The 15472-nt window shown below is 30.6% G+C and carries 16 protein-coding genes; 1 reads left to right on the top strand and 15 read right to left on the bottom strand.

The window, feature by feature from the left end; translation table 11 throughout:
- Nucleotides 1–105 precede the first annotated feature (105 nt).
- The 5 genes from purC to CLFE_RS09725 form a co-directional block, all read right to left on the bottom strand.
- Nucleotides 106–813: a phosphoribosylaminoimidazolesuccinocarboxamide synthase gene (gene purC, locus CLFE_RS09745; RefSeq protein ID WP_077834700.1), complete on the bottom strand. Its 708-nt coding sequence runs from the start codon at nucleotides 811–813 to the stop codon at nucleotides 106–108.
- A gap of 1 nt (nucleotide 814) precedes the next feature.
- A complete protein-coding gene (purE, locus tag CLFE_RS09740) occupies nucleotides 815–1294 on the bottom strand; it encodes a 5-(carboxyamino)imidazole ribonucleotide mutase (RefSeq protein WP_077834701.1) in 480 nt (159 codons plus the stop codon).
- A 282-nt stretch (nucleotides 1295–1576) separates the two neighbouring features.
- Entirely contained in the window at nucleotides 1577–3895 is a 2319-nt protein-coding gene (locus CLFE_RS09735; RefSeq protein WP_242951709.1) for an Ig-like domain-containing protein, read from the bottom strand.
- 241 nt (nucleotides 3896–4136) lie between these two features.
- Nucleotides 4137–4598 carry a cupin domain-containing protein gene (locus CLFE_RS09730; RefSeq protein WP_077894978.1) on the bottom strand — a complete coding sequence of 154 codons (462 nt, stop codon included), beginning with the start codon at nucleotides 4596–4598 and terminating at the stop codon, nucleotides 4137–4139.
- 9 nt (nucleotides 4599–4607) lie between these two features.
- Entirely contained in the window at nucleotides 4608–5477 is an 870-nt protein-coding gene (locus CLFE_RS09725) for a PhzF family phenazine biosynthesis protein (RefSeq protein ID WP_077894977.1), read from the bottom strand.
- A gap of 121 nt (nucleotides 5478–5598) precedes the next feature.
- Between CLFE_RS09725 and CLFE_RS09720 the strand changes: the two genes are divergently transcribed.
- Nucleotides 5599–5778 carry a small, acid-soluble spore protein, alpha/beta type gene (locus CLFE_RS09720; protein ID WP_077834704.1) on the top strand — a complete coding sequence of 60 codons (180 nt, stop codon included), beginning with the start codon at nucleotides 5599–5601 and terminating at the stop codon, nucleotides 5776–5778.
- A 59-nt stretch (nucleotides 5779–5837) separates the two neighbouring features.
- On the opposite strand, the gene CLFE_RS09715 is transcribed toward CLFE_RS09720, so the two are convergent.
- The 10 genes from CLFE_RS09715 to CLFE_RS09670 form a co-directional block, all read right to left on the bottom strand.
- On the bottom strand, nucleotides 5838–7553 hold the full coding sequence (locus CLFE_RS09715) for a methyl-accepting chemotaxis protein (RefSeq protein ID WP_077894976.1): 1716 nt from the start codon (nucleotides 7551–7553) through the stop codon (nucleotides 5838–5840).
- 307 nt (nucleotides 7554–7860) lie between these two features.
- Nucleotides 7861–9576: a methyl-accepting chemotaxis protein gene (locus tag CLFE_RS09710; protein ID WP_077894975.1), complete on the bottom strand. Its 1716-nt coding sequence runs from the start codon at nucleotides 9574–9576 to the stop codon at nucleotides 7861–7863.
- Nucleotides 9577–9843: 267 nt separating this feature from the next.
- Nucleotides 9844–10578, bottom strand: a complete 735-nt coding sequence (locus tag CLFE_RS09705) for an MBL fold metallo-hydrolase (RefSeq protein WP_077894974.1) — start codon at nucleotides 10576–10578, stop codon at nucleotides 9844–9846.
- Between the two features lie 20 nt (nucleotides 10579–10598).
- Entirely contained in the window at nucleotides 10599–11171 is a 573-nt protein-coding gene (gene cobC, locus CLFE_RS09700; RefSeq protein ID WP_077894973.1) for an alpha-ribazole phosphatase, read from the bottom strand.
- Nucleotides 11172–11177: 6 nt separating this feature from the next.
- Nucleotides 11178–11936, bottom strand: coding sequence for an adenosylcobinamide-GDP ribazoletransferase (gene cobS, locus CLFE_RS09695; protein WP_077894972.1), 759 nt, complete (start codon nucleotides 11934–11936; stop codon nucleotides 11178–11180).
- Nucleotides 11937–11952: 16 nt separating this feature from the next.
- Nucleotides 11953–12510, bottom strand: a complete 558-nt coding sequence (gene cobU, locus CLFE_RS09690; protein WP_077894971.1) for a bifunctional adenosylcobinamide kinase/adenosylcobinamide-phosphate guanylyltransferase — start codon at nucleotides 12508–12510, stop codon at nucleotides 11953–11955.
- 15 nt (nucleotides 12511–12525) lie between these two features.
- A complete protein-coding gene (gene cobJ, locus CLFE_RS09685; RefSeq protein ID WP_077894970.1) occupies nucleotides 12526–13242 on the bottom strand; it encodes a precorrin-3B C(17)-methyltransferase in 717 nt (238 codons plus the stop codon).
- Between the two features lie 11 nt (nucleotides 13243–13253).
- The gene (locus CLFE_RS09680; protein ID WP_077894969.1) at nucleotides 13254–14042 is read right to left on the bottom strand and encodes a cobalt-precorrin-6A reductase; all 789 of its coding nucleotides are present in this window, start codon (nucleotides 14040–14042) and stop codon (nucleotides 13254–13256) included.
- Nucleotides 14039–14794, bottom strand: coding sequence for a precorrin-4 C(11)-methyltransferase (cobM, locus tag CLFE_RS09675; protein ID WP_077894968.1), 756 nt, complete (start codon nucleotides 14792–14794; stop codon nucleotides 14039–14041). The genes CLFE_RS09680 and cobM overlap by 4 nt, the downstream gene beginning before the upstream one ends.
- A 10-nt stretch (nucleotides 14795–14804) precedes the next feature.
- Complete coding sequence (locus CLFE_RS09670) at nucleotides 14805–15470, bottom strand: cobalt-factor II C(20)-methyltransferase (protein WP_077894967.1); 666 nt, start codon at nucleotides 15468–15470, stop codon at nucleotides 14805–14807.
- Nucleotides 15471–15472 lie beyond the last annotated feature (2 nt).

Genomic DNA, 15472 nt, shown 5'->3' with positions numbered 1-15472 from the left:
TATCTCCTTCTCTTTTATATAAAGATAAATAATTAAATTGCAGTAGGTTAAATATAGGCTATAGTACTATATTTATTAGCACAATAGCCCATACACTTATTATGTCTATTTTCCTGTTATTCTATTAAGTATTTCAACATAAGCTTCTTTCACATTGCCCATGTCTCTTCTAAATCTATCTTTATCTAACTTTTCATTTGTTTTTTCATCCCATAATCTACAAGTATCTGGTGATATTTCATCTGCAAGTACTATTTCATCATGGAATCTTCCGAACTCTATTTTAAAATCAATTAATTTTATTCCTTGTTTATGGAAAAAGTCTTTAAGTACATCATTTACTGTTTTAGTCATAGCATAGATTTTATGTAATTCTTCAAAAGTAGTTGCTCCTATAGCAACGGCATGAGTATCATTTATAAGTGGATCGCCTAAATCATCATCCTTATATGATAATTCAAAAACTGTTGTTTTAAGCTCATATCCCTCTTCAAGGCCAAGTCTTTTTGCCATACTTCCTGCTGCTACATTTCTAACTATTACTTCAAGTGGTACTATTTCAACCTTTTTGCAAAGTTGTTCTCTATCATTTAATTTTTCTTCAAAATGAGTTTTAACACCATGTTTTTCTAATAATTCGAAAAGCATTGAAGTTATATTATTGTTAAGAACTCCTTTATCTTCGATTTGACCTTTTTTTTCTCCATTAAATGCTGTTGCATCATCTTTATAATATATAACAACCTTATCTGAATCCTCTGTAGCATATACCTTTTTAGCTTTTCCTTCATATAACATTTCTTTTTTTTCCATTTTAAAATTGCACTCCTTCTTCATTATCCTTTATAAAGTTTTCTTTCATTTCCTGTCTGAATTTCACAAGTTTCTCTTTGATTTCAGGATATTTAATCGAAAGTATTTGTACTGCAAGCATTCCTGCATTATAGCTATTGTTAATACCCACAGTCGCAACTGGTATATTTTTAGGCATTTGAACTATTGAAAATAAAGAATCAAGACCATCAAGTGCCGCATTTATAGGAACTCCTATAACTGGAAGTGTAGTTTGAGAAGCTATAACTCCTGGAAGATGAGCTGCTAAGCCTGCCCCTGCAATTATGCACTCAAAATTATCTTCTTCAAGATTTTTAATAACTTCGCTTAATTTTTCTGGTACTCTATGAGCTGATAATACATAAGCTTTATAATCAATTCCAAATTCTTTAAGTGCATTAGCTGCACCCTTCATTTTTTCAGTATCTGATTTGCTTCCAAATATAATAGCAACCTTCATTGAAATGCCTCCTACTTAGAATTTCATTTGTGAATTTTCTTCGTCAACATGATTTTATGTTAGCATAATATTTTTCATAAGTCAATAACATTATGACATTTTAATTTTATATTGTTCGTATTGTGACTGTTAAATATTCATTTTAAAACTTTAATGTTCGTGTTATTCTGTTTATTCCTGGATTTATTTTAATTTGATGTAAAAAATAAATTGCATTTAACAAAAAACTAAAGGGATATGAGTGTATAATAATGTACTCATATCCCTTTAGTTTTTTGTTATTTATTCATGCATAAAATATACAAAAGGATCGAATTGTTCTGTTTCTACTAAGCTTCTTATATGAACACTACTACTTTGATTGTCTGCAATGTATGCTAGTGTATGATCATCTGGATTTACCCAATCCAAAAACACATAAGTATGCGTAGGACAAGTATAGTCACCATCATATGTGAAACATATACTTCCTGGAGTTAAAAAGTCTCGATCCAGCTGTTTTGACCATCCAAGAGACGCTAAGAAATTAGTATATACACCTGTATTACACATATCTGTTGGAACATTTATACCTACACTCCTTAAGGCTGTACTTGAAAAATACACACAATTATTACTGTTTACTCCCCCATGAAGCTTTATTGCTGTTTGATTAGTTTCTTGTATATTAGCTGAAGAACGTAAATATTCAGACAATTTATAGTTTGTTGAGGTTAAAAGTGCTGCTGTTGGATTTTCTGATGGAGTTGTTGCCATTGATTTATCCGTACCATTATCAAAATACACCTCTGCTCTTATGCCTTGTATTCTAAGTCCTACCCCAGTTGTGCCTGCAATCTCATCATTACTAACCCAATTTGTCCATCCTATTCCTTGTATATCCACTTGATACCTTATACTAAAATTAGGAGCATTTATAAGTTTCATTTTCAAAGCTTCTATTCTTAATCCTTGTCCTTCCATCCCAGCAGCAGCTCCATCATAAACTGGATCCATCCACCCTACATTTTCAACATGAGCCTGATATTCAACTCTTGCACCACTAGGTGCATTTTGAAGATTAACTTTAAGTGCCTCCATTTTTAATGCTTGTCCTGATGTATCTATTACTGCCCCATCACTAGCAGAGGTATTCGTCCATCCAGTGCTCTCAAATTGTGCTTTGTACTGTACATCAAATTTTTTTACAATTCTAATCCTTAAAGCTTCAAGTCTTAAACCTTTATCAAGAGTTCCTGCTATTTGTCCATCACTTACCCAAGTCTGCCAACCTATATTTTGTATTTGAGCTTGATACTCAACATGGTATCCTTGCATATTCAAAAGAGAAACTGTTATTGCTTCAATATTTGCATAAGGCTCATCTACATTTGACTCTTTTCCATCTCTAACAAGATATGTCCATCCACTATTTGCTACTTTTGTACTATAAGCAATACCTGCACCTTCTGGAGCATTTAAAAGTTCTATTTTAAACCCATGTGTATTCAAGCTTTCATTAACCGTCCCTGAAATTTCTCCGTCACTCACTGAATTTTGCCATCCTCTACTATCTACATTTGCACTATACGAAACGGATACGCCATCATTTTCAGTACTTTTAACTTCAATGTTACAAACCCCTGTTTTATTTCCATCAATTGTAGTTGCAGTTACTGACGCTTCTCCTGCACTCACTGCTGTTATTTTACCTGTAATATTATCTACAGAAACAATTGAATTATTAGAGGATGTCCACCTTACAGCTTTGTTGGTTGCATTTGTAGGTAATATATTTGCACTTAAATTATCTGTTTGCCCCACATTAAGTGCTTCACTGCTTTTATTTAAGCTAACACTTGAAACATTAGTAACACTAGTAACCGTGTAATTGCAAGAAGCAGTCTTCCCACCATCAGCTGTAGTAGCTGTTATTGTAACATCGCCTTCAGATATAGCTGTTACTTTTCCAGTATTATCAACAGATGCAACAGCTGGATTTGATGACGTCCAATTTATATTTTGTATTACAGCATTTTTAGGTGATATTATTGCCGTTAACTTATCTGTATTTCCTACAAATAAATTATCTAAAGTTTTATTTAAAACTATGGCCTGAGCATTAGGCTTTTTTACTATCCTTACCTGAAATGCCTCAAGCCTTAGTCCTTGTCCAACTGTTCCCGCCACTTCACCATCATTTGTCCAATCTTGCCAACCTATATTTTGAATATACGCTCTATATTGGACAGAATATTCAGGCATATTTATAAGTGAAATTTTTATAGCTTCAAGTCTTAAGCTTTGCCCCACTGTTCCAGCAATATTTGAACCAGAAACTGCATTCATCCAACCTATATTTTGAACATGTGCCTCATACTGAATTTGAGCATCACTAGGTGCATTTAAAAGATTTATTTTAAACGACTCATCTCTCAATGCCTGTCCCATGGTTCCTGACGTTTGTTCTTGTTCAACATTATTCTGCCATCCTATATTTTCAACCTGTGATTGATATGTAACTTTTGGTAATGAATTTGTATCTGCGAGTACTCTTTGATTAAAAGATAGAACTATAAGAAATAAACTAGTAATAAGCATGGTGTTTAAAATTTTTTTCACTTTATATTCCCCCTTAAAACTATTGTCCTATTATCTCTATGTGTAATTTTGGTTAATATTAATACACAATTTTACTTATTATCAATATATATCTATCTATTAATATAGTCAATACTTTTTTGCTATTTTAGCAATTTTATACGGCTTTTAATATCTTTTTTATATATATTTTTTTCTTTTTCATCAAATTGATTTATAAGATTTGAGATATCTAATAACAATAATTCAAGAATATAAAATTTTATTTATTAGGTTCTGAACTCCAATTTTTAATACTATCTTTTTTATTAAAAACTAGATTTTTATCTTTTATATATACAATTTCTTCATCAGGATAAGTTATAATATCATCTTTTTCTCGAGTTCCTATGTCAAGTATTTTAAGTATTTCCTCTCCATTATTTATAAATTGGTGCGCTATGCCCTTCCCAGCTGGTTTTGATATTATATCTCCTTTTTTTACTATAATTTTTTTTTCATTTATTCTGAGTATACCACTACCTTCTATTACTAAAAAAAATTCTTCTTGTTTTGAATGTGAATGATATTTTGTACTTTCTGCGCCAGGTTTTATAAAATCTATATTTACATAAAATCCTTCTGTCTTAACAGCATCACCTAGTAATTCGGTCTTAAGCCTAGAATTAAAATCCTTGTCATAAATATATTCTTCTGGTATATTGTTTGTATTTACTAACTTCATATTTTCCTCCTATATTTCTATAATTTCTTCATTAATGTTTAAAGCTTTTCCTCCCACCCTAACTTCTAAAATGTTTTTTTCTTTTATTGTCAAAGTGGAAAGAATTTCAGAAGGCTTTTTCATTGAATAACCTTGCTCAAATAACATCTTTTTAGTTTCATTTTCTGATACCACACCATACTTATATAAATAACAGCTCAATGCCCCATTTGATGTTCCCGTGGCAGATTCTTCTTTAATGCCATACAGTGGAGCAAAATTCCTACAGTTTGCATTAGCTATTCCTTCTGTTTCTAAAGAGAAAACATGATATCCTACAACCCTATGTTCTTTCGATAATTTTAAAACTTTATGAAAATCTGGTTTTATATTATACAAGATATCTAAGGACTTAATAGGAATCAAAATATCCCTTAGTCCTGTAGATACTATCTTAACAGGAAGACTCTCTATTAAATCTTCTTTACTTATATTTAGTGAACATAATATTTCATTTTTATTAGCCACTTCATCAAACATAGGCTTATTTTGCTGCATAAAGATTGTACCATCTTTTTCACACTGAATTTTTAGAGTGCCCACCTTGGTATGAATTGTATATTCTCCAGCTTTAATTGATCCATTATTCAGCATCAAAGAAAATGAAGCAATAGTTGCATGTCCACATAAATCAACTTCACTATTTGGTGTATAGAACCTAACCTTAAAATTTGTACTATTTATCTTTGTTATAAAAGCCGTTTCAGAAAGCCCAACTTTTGCTGAAATTTTTTGCATTTCATCTATTGAAAGTTCATCTGCATTTAAAACTACACCCGCTGGATTACCACCTCCCTCTAATTTTGCAAAAGAATTTAATATATAAACTTTTACCTCCATAATATAGCCTCTTTCCATTATTTTATAGTTATTATATCATGTCATATAATTAATTTTAAAACTTTATTCTTGCATATATTTACTTAAATCGTAAAACCTAAAAAAAAGGAGATGATTATAAATGTCTAGAAATCATAGGGTATTAGTGCCTGGAGCTAGAGATGGACTTCAAAAACTTAAGACAGAAGCCTCAAATGAATTGGCAGAAAACAACAAAAATAATCCAAATAATCAGCAATATAATGTTGGTGGTCAAATGGTAAAAGATATGATTAAAAAGGTTGAAAAAAATATGAAATAATTCAACAAAAAATGTTCGCAAAAATTCAAAATTTTTGCGAACATTCTACAAATTTAATATTATGAAATCTTAAATTTAAGCACTACCTCATTAAGTTTTTCAGCAAGCTCAGCTTGACTCTGAGCTGTTAATGCCACTTGCTCTGTTGCCTTTGCCACTTCATCAACACTATATTTTATTCCTTCTGCATGCTCTGAAGATTTTTGTTGAGTTGTAGCCATTCCCTCTGATGCATCGCTTACTTGTCCTATTGTTGCTGCAAGTTCTTCCGTCATTGCAGCTATTTCTTCTGTTACATTGCTTATAAAATCAGCATCTTTATAGTATCCCTTACCCATATCTTCAAAAACCTCAAACTGCTTATTTACATCTTCTCTTATAAATTTCAGTATTTCATTACTATTTGATGAAAGATTATTAAACGCGTCTTGAACTTTAACAATAGTATCATTAATTCCTGTAACTGACTCTGCTGATTGTTCTGCCAGTTCTTTAACTTCATCTGCTACTACTGCAAATCCTTTCCCTGCTTCACCTGCTCTAGCAGCTTCTATTGCTGCATTAAGTGCTAATAAATTTGTTTGCTCTGCAATGTTTGCAATAGTATCCGCCATTATTTTTATATTTCCTACTACTTTTCCTTTTTCAATGGCTTCCATTATATTTTTTTCCTTCTCATCGTATAGTTTTCTACTTTGAACTACAGCTCTCTTTACATGTTCACTAACCTTATTAGCCTTTTCTTTGGAATTGCTAGAACTATTGCTCCCATCCATTGCCTTCTGAGCTAATTGATTTATGTTTGAATTAATCTCCTCAATAGATGCACTTATTTCCTCTGATGATGCACTGCTATCCTGTATTCCTGATACTATATTATTTACAGCTTCATCTATAGAATTTGATTTTGAAGACAATTCTTCTGAAGTAGCTGAAAGTTCCTCACTAGCAGCACTCATATCTTCAGAATTACTCATGATAATTTTAATTAAATCCTTAACATTTTCCTGAGCATCATTAAGGGATTTTCCGACTTTACCAAACTCATCACCACGTGTTATTTTAATAGGTATTGAAAAATCAAATTTTGATAATCTCTCTGCTAATTCTTTTATTTTTTTCAAAGGAGTATTTATATGTTTTGCCATAATTAATCCTAATATGATTGATCCAAATACACTTATAATAACTACAATGGTTGAAATAACAAACGCATTTCTATATGCAACTTTACTATTATTGTAATCATTTTTTGCAAGTTTAGTGTTAAGATCAATTTCCTTATTTAAATCTCCAGACATAGCAATTCTATAATTCGATACTTTAGTAAAATAAATATCCGCCTTATCGTAATCACCTTGTTTTACAGCATCAATGAAGTTGCTTCCAGCATCCTCCCATTTTTCTAGTCCACTATTTACTCGATTAAACATTTCTCTATCTTTTTCCGTTATAATTGTATCTTTATATTTATTAATTATTTTACCATTTTCCACTTTTAATTCATCAATCTGCTTAACTAGACTATCAACACTATCTTTATTATTTCTATCTTTAAGTTTTAGCATATCAGCTCTTGTTTCCATAAAATTAGCTTTTAATTCCATAAGTTCATTAGTTCCCTTGAGGTCCACATTGTATATATTTTCCAAGTTACTATCTATATTTTTAAGACTAGTAACTCCAACCACACCTGCAATAATCGTAAGTATAGACACCAATCCAAACGATAAGATTAGTTTTTGAAAAATTTTCATGTTTTTTAAAATTCTCATTTTTCTCTCCACCTTTTACCTTTTGTACATATATGTGCTTAATATTTAATGTTTTAAGCAATCTACAAATATATGCCTCATTTTACCCATAGTATTATATCACAATTTCGACATTTTACATAACAGCGATCCAATACATTTCTTACAAAAATGTGCATATTTTCTATAATTATTAACTTTTTTTACTCTTTACTCTTTAATGTGTCATTATACAAACATTTTCATAATATAATGTAGTAATTTTTATAAAAAAAATATAGACACACTTTACTCAGTATGTCTATATTATTACTTATTAAAATATGTATTAGGATATTTTAAACTTAAATACTACCTCATTAAGTTTTTGAGCAAGTTCAGCTTGATTCTGTGCTGTTAATGCAACCTGTTCTGTAGCTTCTGCCACTCCACCAATACTAGACTTTATTTCTGCTGCATATTCATAGGATTTCTTTTGAGTTTCTACCATATTCTCTGAGGCATCGCTCACCTGTCCTACTGCTCCTGCAAGTTGCTCTGTCATAGCTGCTATTTCTTCTGACATATTACTTATAAAGTTAGCATCACCATAATAGCTTTTTCTCATATCTTGAAAAACGTCAAACTGCTTACTTAGATTTTCCTTCATAAATTTTAATATTTCATTACTATTTAGTGAAATATTATTAAAAGCCTCTTGAACCTTAAGTATAGTATCATTAATCCCCGCTACCGACTCTGATGACTGCTCCGCAAGTTCTTTAACTTCTTCTGCTACTACTGAAAACCCTTTTCCTGCTTCACCTGCCCTAGCAGCCTCTATCGCTGCATTAAGTGCTAACAAATTTGTTTGTTCTGCTATACTTGCAATAGTATCGGCCATTATTTTTATATCTTCTACTACCTTTCCTTTTTCAATTGCCTCCAGTATCTTTTCCTCTTTTTCCATGTATAATTCTCTGCTTCCAATTATGGCTTCCTCTACATATTTACTAACTTTATTCGCTTTATTTTTTGAATTGTTAGAATTATTACTTCCATTCATAGCTTTTTCTGCTAATTCATTTATATTTGTATTCATTTCTTCAATTGATGCACCAACCTCTTCTGATGAAGCACTACTACATTGTATGCCTGATACTATAGTATTTACAGAGGCATCTATATCATTGGATTTTGAGGATAACTCTTCTGATATAGCCGAAAGTTCTTCACTAGCAGTACTCATCTTATCAGAATCACTCATAATAACCTTAATTAAATCACTGACATTTCTTTGAGCCTTGTTAAGGGATTTGCCTACTTTACCAAATTCATCACCTCTTGTTAATTCAATAGATGTTGAAAAATCAAATTCAGCTAATCTATCTGCTAGGTCTTTTATTTTTTTCAAAGGAGTATTTATATGCTTTGCCATAATTAATCCCAATATAACCGAAGTAATTACACTTATAATAATTACAATTCTTGAAATAATAATAGCATTTCTATACTCTATTTTACTACTATCATAATTAACTTTAGCAAGCTTAGTATTGTAGTCAATTTCTCTATTTATATCTTTAAGAATAATATTTGTAGAGTTTGATGCTTTATTAAAGTATATATATGCTTTATCATAATCCTCTTGTTTTACAGCATCGATAAATTGATTTTTTTCATTTGAGTATTTTCCAAATTCAATATTTACACTATTAAATATTCCATTATCTTTTTCTTTTACAATTGCATTACTGCACTTATTGATAATTTCATTATTTTTTTCTTTTAAATTATTAATTTCTTTAATTAAGTCATCCATATTATTCTTATTATTTTTATCTTTTAGGTTAACCATATCAAGCCTTGTGACCATAAGATTGGCTTTTAACTCTGTAAGTTCATTTGTTCCATTAAGATTCATTTTGTATATACTGTCCAAATTGTCCTCTACAATGCTTAAATAAGTCAATCCAATTACTCCTGTAATTGTAGTAAGTATTGAAACTAATATAAATGCTAAAATTAACTTTTTAAAAATTTTCATATCTTTAAAAATCCACATTTTTCCCCCACCTTTTGTCTTTTCTGCATATATTTCTTTTAGATCAACTGTAAATTCATAAATTTAGGCAAATTACAAAATATATACTTTATTTATGTATAGTATTATACCATATTTTTCGACATATTACATATTTTTTATTTATTTTATTTATTAGGAAAATATGTTTTTAATGTATAGTTATCATACTTTACCATTTTCCCTTATAATGCAAAAAAATATAGACATACTAAGTAAGTATGTCTATAAAAATTATCCTTATTTAATTTATTTTTCTGCTAAATTCTTAATATTTTCATTTATATTATTACGTACTAATCCACCATGATAACATATAGCAGTCTTCATATCATAATCTGTAAGCTTCTTTAAAGACTTTTTACTAAGATCTGAATCAAAATTAAGGAATGAAGGTAATAAACTAAGTTCACCCTTCTCAACCCCTAGAGCATCTCCAGCTATAATAGTTTTACTTGCCTCAAGATAAAGGCAAATATGTCCTAATGTATGTCCTGGAGTATGAATTACTGTAATTCCACCACAAAACGGAAGCCTCTGACCATCTTTTAAGCTCTTGTCTACATTTGCTATACATCCCTCAAAACCAGCTTTAAACTTTTCAAACATAACCTTAGCTTCCTGTGAAACTTTAGCTTGCCTTTCCTGATTTAATAGCTTAAGTGGTGTTTTTTCTCCATTTATATATTCTATTTCTTCCTCATGAGCAAATACTTCTATTTTTTCCTTTGAATCTTTTAAAATGTTTGCAAGATTTCCAATATGGTCAATATCATGATGAGTCAAAATAATTTTATTTATTTTTTCAAAATCAATCCCTGCTTCTTCTACAGCTTTACGAATACCTGGCAGTTGTCCTGGAAAACCTGTATCAACCAAAATCACATTATCTTTATCATAAATAAGTGTTAGATGAACAACAGACGGATTCCCCATAACATCTCCTTTTATCTCAAGCATTTCTACTCCATTGGCTATTTTCATATATTATCCCCTTTCAAAATTTATTTATTTAATGCTCTGAGAACAGCATAACCCTTCGTAATGTCTATTACTGTTATACCACAATTATCAATAGAAAAATGCCACGCTTTCTCTTCTTCCATATTAAGTAAATAAGCTATAATACTTCTTATTATACCACTATGTGTAACAACTAAAATAGACCCTTCCTTAGTTTTTATCTTATCTACAAAGTTTTGCACTCTTGTATACATTCTTGAAAAGCTCTCTCCATGGGGGAAAGTAAAATCATTGTTATTAATCCATTTTTCACATTCCTCCGGATATTGTGCTCTTATTTCTTTATAAGAAAGATTATCAAACAATCCAAAATTTATTTCCTTTAAATTATCTTCATAAATTATATTTGTATTTCCTATTATTTCAGCTGTCGCTTTTGCTCTTTTAAGTGGACTTGATATTATTAAATCAAATTTTTCTTCACTTAATTTATCCCTTACTATTTTAGCTTGAAGAATACCTTTTTCATTTAACTCAATATCTGTCCAGCCTAAATATTTTTTCTCTTTATTACCGTCTGTTTCACCATGCCTTACTAATGTTATTTTAAGCATACAACATCACCCTCTAAAATTTAAAACTGCATATACCGCCAGTAAATAAAAAGTTTGATTCAACTCACAAACTGCACCAAGAACGTCTCCTGTTGCACCATCTATTTTTCTTGTAAAATATTTTATAAGCAATACTGCTGTTATTATAGGGAAAATCATTATAATATAACCTCTACTTAATCCAACTAATAAAAATATTGCGACATATAAAATCATTCCTACAATAAGTTCTTTAATTGTACAGCAATCTATAAAGGATTTTCCCATTCCCTCTCCCTTTCTAGCATATGTAGATAAACTTGCACCTACTATAGAACCAAGCCTTCCTGCTACTGGAAAAAGAATAATAACCTTGAGCATGTAGTGCTTATCAATTTCAGTTAAAATAGTATAATTTAGAAGCATAACTGCTATAACTGCAAGTACAGCATTTGTTCCTACTCTACTATCTCTCATTATTTCAAGAATTCTTTCTTTAGATCTATATGAAAATAATCCATCAAAGGTATCCCCTAAACCATCTAAATGAATTCCTCCTGTTAAAAATATGTACTCCACTAAAATTATAACCGCTGAAATCTTGTAAGAAAATATATGAATCAAAAGCATATAAGTTATTCCCATTATGCCTCCAAGTACAAGACCTACTATAGGAACTAACGCAAGAGCTTTTCCAAAATCCTCTGTTGTAATATCACTTTCATATTTAATTGGTATTCTGGTCAAAAATTGAAGCATTAAAATAAGTCTTCTGAAAAATACCATCTCACCATCTCCAATATTATTTAATTTTCATAGGTATTCCTGAAACGCAAAAATAAACTTCATCTGCTTTTTTTGCAAGTATTTGATTTACAAAACCTGCTACATCTCTAAACAATCTACCTAATGGGTATTCTGGAACTAATGACATTCCAACTTCATTAGTAACTAAAATAACTGGTACCTTTAATTTTTCTATTGTTTTTATTAATTTTTTTATTTCTTCTTCCACATATTTTTGTACTTTGTCGGCGTCCTTTGTGTTTATATTGTTCTCATCCTTAAGCTTTTCAAAGATTAAATTTGACACCATATTAGTTATGCAGTCTAAAAGCACCCCATTTTTCTCTCTTGCCTCATCTAAAAGCTTTAAATCAAAATCCTTATAGCCTTCTAAGGTACTCCAATTTGATGGTCTCCTCTGTCTGTGCTTTTTTACCCTTTCCTTCATTTCTGCATCAAAAGGTGTTGAGGTTGCTACATATAATATATCTCCCCCTACATTCAATGCTAATTTTTCTGCATAAGAACTTTTTCCGCTCCTAGCCCCACCAGTTACCAAAATAAGCTTTTCCATTTTACCCTCCTAAAATTAAAGTTTGTATCCTCTTGGAGTTATCATCATATTTCCTTTGATAAAGGTATTACTATTTCCGATTATAACCATGGACATCATATCTACCTTTGTTTCATCAAAATTTTGAAGGGTAGTTATACTTACTTCTTCTCCCTGTCTCATAGCATTTTTAACTATACCTACAGGAGTTGTATCTTCTCTATATTCCCTTATAATATCAATACACTCTCTTAAATAATTAGGTCTGCCCTTACTTCTAGGATTATAAAAAGAAATTACAAAATCACCTTCTGCTGCAAGTAAAACTCTCTTTTTTATCAAATCATAAGGAGTCATTAAATCGCTTAAACTTATTAAACAGTTATCATGCATTAGAGGTGAGCCTAAACATGCCGCTGCTGCTATTGAAGATGTAACTCCTGGAATAACTTCAACTATTTCGTCCTTTTTCATTTCAAGAATAAGTCCTGCCATTCCATATATCCCAGCATCACCTGTGCTTATTATTGAAACTACTTTATTTTGTGATAGTTCTAATGCCTTTTTGCATCTATCTACTTCCTGCTTCATACCAGTTTGAAATACTTCTTTTCCTAAAATCAATTCCTCAATCATACTAATATATTTTGTATAACCTACTATAATTTCACTTTCCTCTATAGCTTTTTTAGCTTTTAATGTCATATCATTAAGTCCACCTGGTCCTATTCCAACTACATATAATTTACCCAAAACATAGCCTCCTAATAAAGTTTATTGATTTTTATATAATTAACTAAGGCTTCTATACTAAAAAACAGATTTTTATAATCCTTTTTTTCTCTTTCAATTATAAAACTATATATATCCTTATCCAAGGCAGCCTTTATTTTTTCTTCCGTTCCTCCGAGTGTTCCACTATCTTTAAGCACAATTGCATCTGCTCTATACTGCTCTATAAAACCTTTATTTAACTCGAAACCGATAGGTCCTTTTATTGCAATTATATCCTCTACCTTAACTCCAAGTAAAAATAACTTTTCTAAAACCTTAAGGGAAGGTAGTACTCTATGAATAACTCTACTCTTTATATCTGACTTTATAAATTTTTCTACATTATTACTGCCTGTAGTATTTAAAATGGCTGCTTCTCTTTTATTTAAATTTCCTATAACTTTTATTTTATCTATCAGTTCTTCATAATCCTTAACAAAAATAACTTTTTCATTATTTCTATACTTTTCGCAAACTGATGGTCTTTCATATCTTAAATACTTAAGTTTAAGTTCTTTTGCAAGACTTATGCAATTATCAGATATTTTAGATGCATAAGGATGAGAAGCATCTATTAAAATTGATATATTATTTTCCATTAACACTTCTTTAAGTTCATCCTTTAAAAGTGGCTTTGTATTTAACGTTTTATATTTATAATCCTTTAAAAGCTCTCCACCATAATTAGTTGTAGTAGACACTAAAATATCTGAGGTAAATAAATTAAGTTCTTTTAGTAAGCTTTTCCCCTCAGAGGTTCCTAGAATTAATGCTATCATTTTTTCTTTCCTTCTCTAAACATATGAGTAAAGTTTTTATCATAAAGAAGACTTTTTGAATAGCTTGAATCTATAAAGTCTCCTACAAGTATTTGAGCACATTTTGTTATACCCATTTTTTTAACCTTATCTCCTATATCTTCTAGCGTTCCCATTACAATTCTCTCATCTTCCCAAGAGGCCCTTTCAACTACTGCTACTGGTACATTTCTTTTATAACCCCTTTTAAGCTTTTCTACAACCTTATTTATCATTCCCACAGACAAAAATATTGCCATAGACGCTCCAAGTGCTGCCAATTTTTCTATATCTTCATTTTCTGGTACGGGTGTTCTTCCTTCAATTCTAGTTAAAATAACAGTTTGACTTACACCTGGAAGGGTGAACTCTCTTTTTATAGCTGAAGCTGCTGCTGTAAAAGAACTAACTCCTGGTATAACTTCAAACTCTATATTCTTTTTGTAGAGTTCATCCATTTGCTCTTTTATAGCTCCATATATAGATGGATCTCCTGTGTGAAGACGCACTGTTACTTTTCCCTCCTTTTCTGCCTTTTCAATAACTGAAAGAACTTCCTCTAGTGTCATATGAGCCGAATTATAAAGTTCTACACCAACTTTACAGAATTCCATATGTTCTTTACTTACAAGAGAACCTGCATATATAACGACATCTGCTTTCTCTATTATTTTTCTTCCCTTTACTGTTATTAAATCAACATCGCCTGGCCCTGCACCTATAAAATAAACCATAAAATCCCTCCTATTTTCTATGTGCTATTATTAATGACATATATTCTTTTTCATTTATTATTTCTTCTCTGTCTCTTGTAATTTTTTGTCCTTCTCTTCCTGCTCTTTTTACACATACGTAAGTAAAACCTTTTTCTTCAAGTGCATCTAATATTTCTTCTTCTTTTTTATATACCTTCATTATAACAACATTTTTTTCGTCTTTTATGCAGTTAAGCCTATTACCAGGTATTATTAAAAGAGGCTCATCTCCTATAACTAAGGCTTCTTCTGCAAGACTAGCACAAGCTGAAAAAGAAGTTATTCCTGGAATTGTTTCTGCATCATATCCAGCTTTTTTTACATGCTCTAATAAATATATATAAGTACTATATACAAAGGGATCTCCTATGGTTAAAAAGCCCACATTTTTTCCTTCCCTAAGCTTTTCTTCAACTGCTTTAAATGCCTCATATATTTTTGTATCCTGCTCCATACCTCCCATTGGAAAATGAAGTAACAGAACCTCTGCATCCTCTTTAATATATTCTTTTGCAATATTAAGAGCTATACTTCTTTTTCCCTTCATAGCTACTGGTGCTACTATAACTTCACACTTTTCAATTGTCTTTACTGCCTTTATCGTAAGAAGCTCGCTATCTCCAGGTCCAACTCCTATTCCATAAATCTTAGCCATTT

The sequence above is a fragment of the Clostridium felsineum DSM 794 genome, from assembly GCF_002006355.2.
Classification (GTDB): domain Bacteria; phylum Bacillota; class Clostridia; order Clostridiales; family Clostridiaceae; genus Clostridium_S; species Clostridium_S felsineum.
The sequence above is the reverse complement of the archived record's forward strand: the minus strand, read 5'-3'. Positions and strand labels throughout refer to the sequence as shown.

Coding starts and splice junctions, on each gene's coding strand:
- purC (WP_077834700.1), bottom strand. CDS start 813: ATGGAAAAAAAAGAAATGTTATATGAAGGAAAAGCTAAAAAGGTATAT.
- purE (WP_077834701.1), bottom strand. CDS start 1,294: ATGAAGGTTGCTATTATATTTGGAAGCAAATCAGATACTGAAAAAATG.
- CLFE_RS09730 (WP_077894978.1), bottom strand. CDS start 4,598: ATGAAGTTAGTAAATACAAACAATATACCAGAAGAATATATTTATGAC.
- CLFE_RS09725 (WP_077894977.1), bottom strand. CDS start 5,477: ATGGAGGTAAAAGTTTATATATTAAATTCTTTTGCAAAATTAGAGGGA.
- CLFE_RS09720 (WP_077834704.1), top strand. CDS start 5,599: ATGTCTAGAAATCATAGGGTATTAGTGCCTGGAGCTAGAGATGGACTT.
- CLFE_RS09715 (WP_077894976.1), bottom strand. CDS start 7,553: ATGAGAATTTTAAAAAACATGAAAATTTTTCAAAAACTAATCTTATCG.
- CLFE_RS09710 (WP_077894975.1), bottom strand. CDS start 9,576: ATGTGGATTTTTAAAGATATGAAAATTTTTAAAAAGTTAATTTTAGCA.
- CLFE_RS09705 (WP_077894974.1), bottom strand. CDS start 10,578: ATGAAAATAGCCAATGGAGTAGAAATGCTTGAGATAAAAGGAGATGTT.
- cobC (WP_077894973.1), bottom strand. CDS start 11,171: ATGCTTAAAATAACATTAGTAAGGCATGGTGAAACAGACGGTAATAAA.
- cobS (WP_077894972.1), bottom strand. CDS start 11,936: ATGGTATTTTTCAGAAGACTTATTTTAATGCTTCAATTTTTGACCAGA.
- cobU (WP_077894971.1), bottom strand. CDS start 12,510: ATGGAAAAGCTTATTTTGGTAACTGGTGGGGCTAGGAGCGGAAAAAGT.
- CLFE_RS09680 (WP_077894969.1), bottom strand. CDS start 14,042: ATGATAGCATTAATTCTAGGAACCTCTGAGGGGAAAAGCTTACTAAAA.
- cobM (WP_077894968.1), bottom strand. CDS start 14,794: ATGGTTTATTTTATAGGTGCAGGGCCAGGCGATGTTGATTTAATAACA.
- CLFE_RS09670 (WP_077894967.1), bottom strand. CDS start 15,470: ATGGCTAAGATTTATGGAATAGGAGTTGGACCTGGAGATAGCGAGCTT.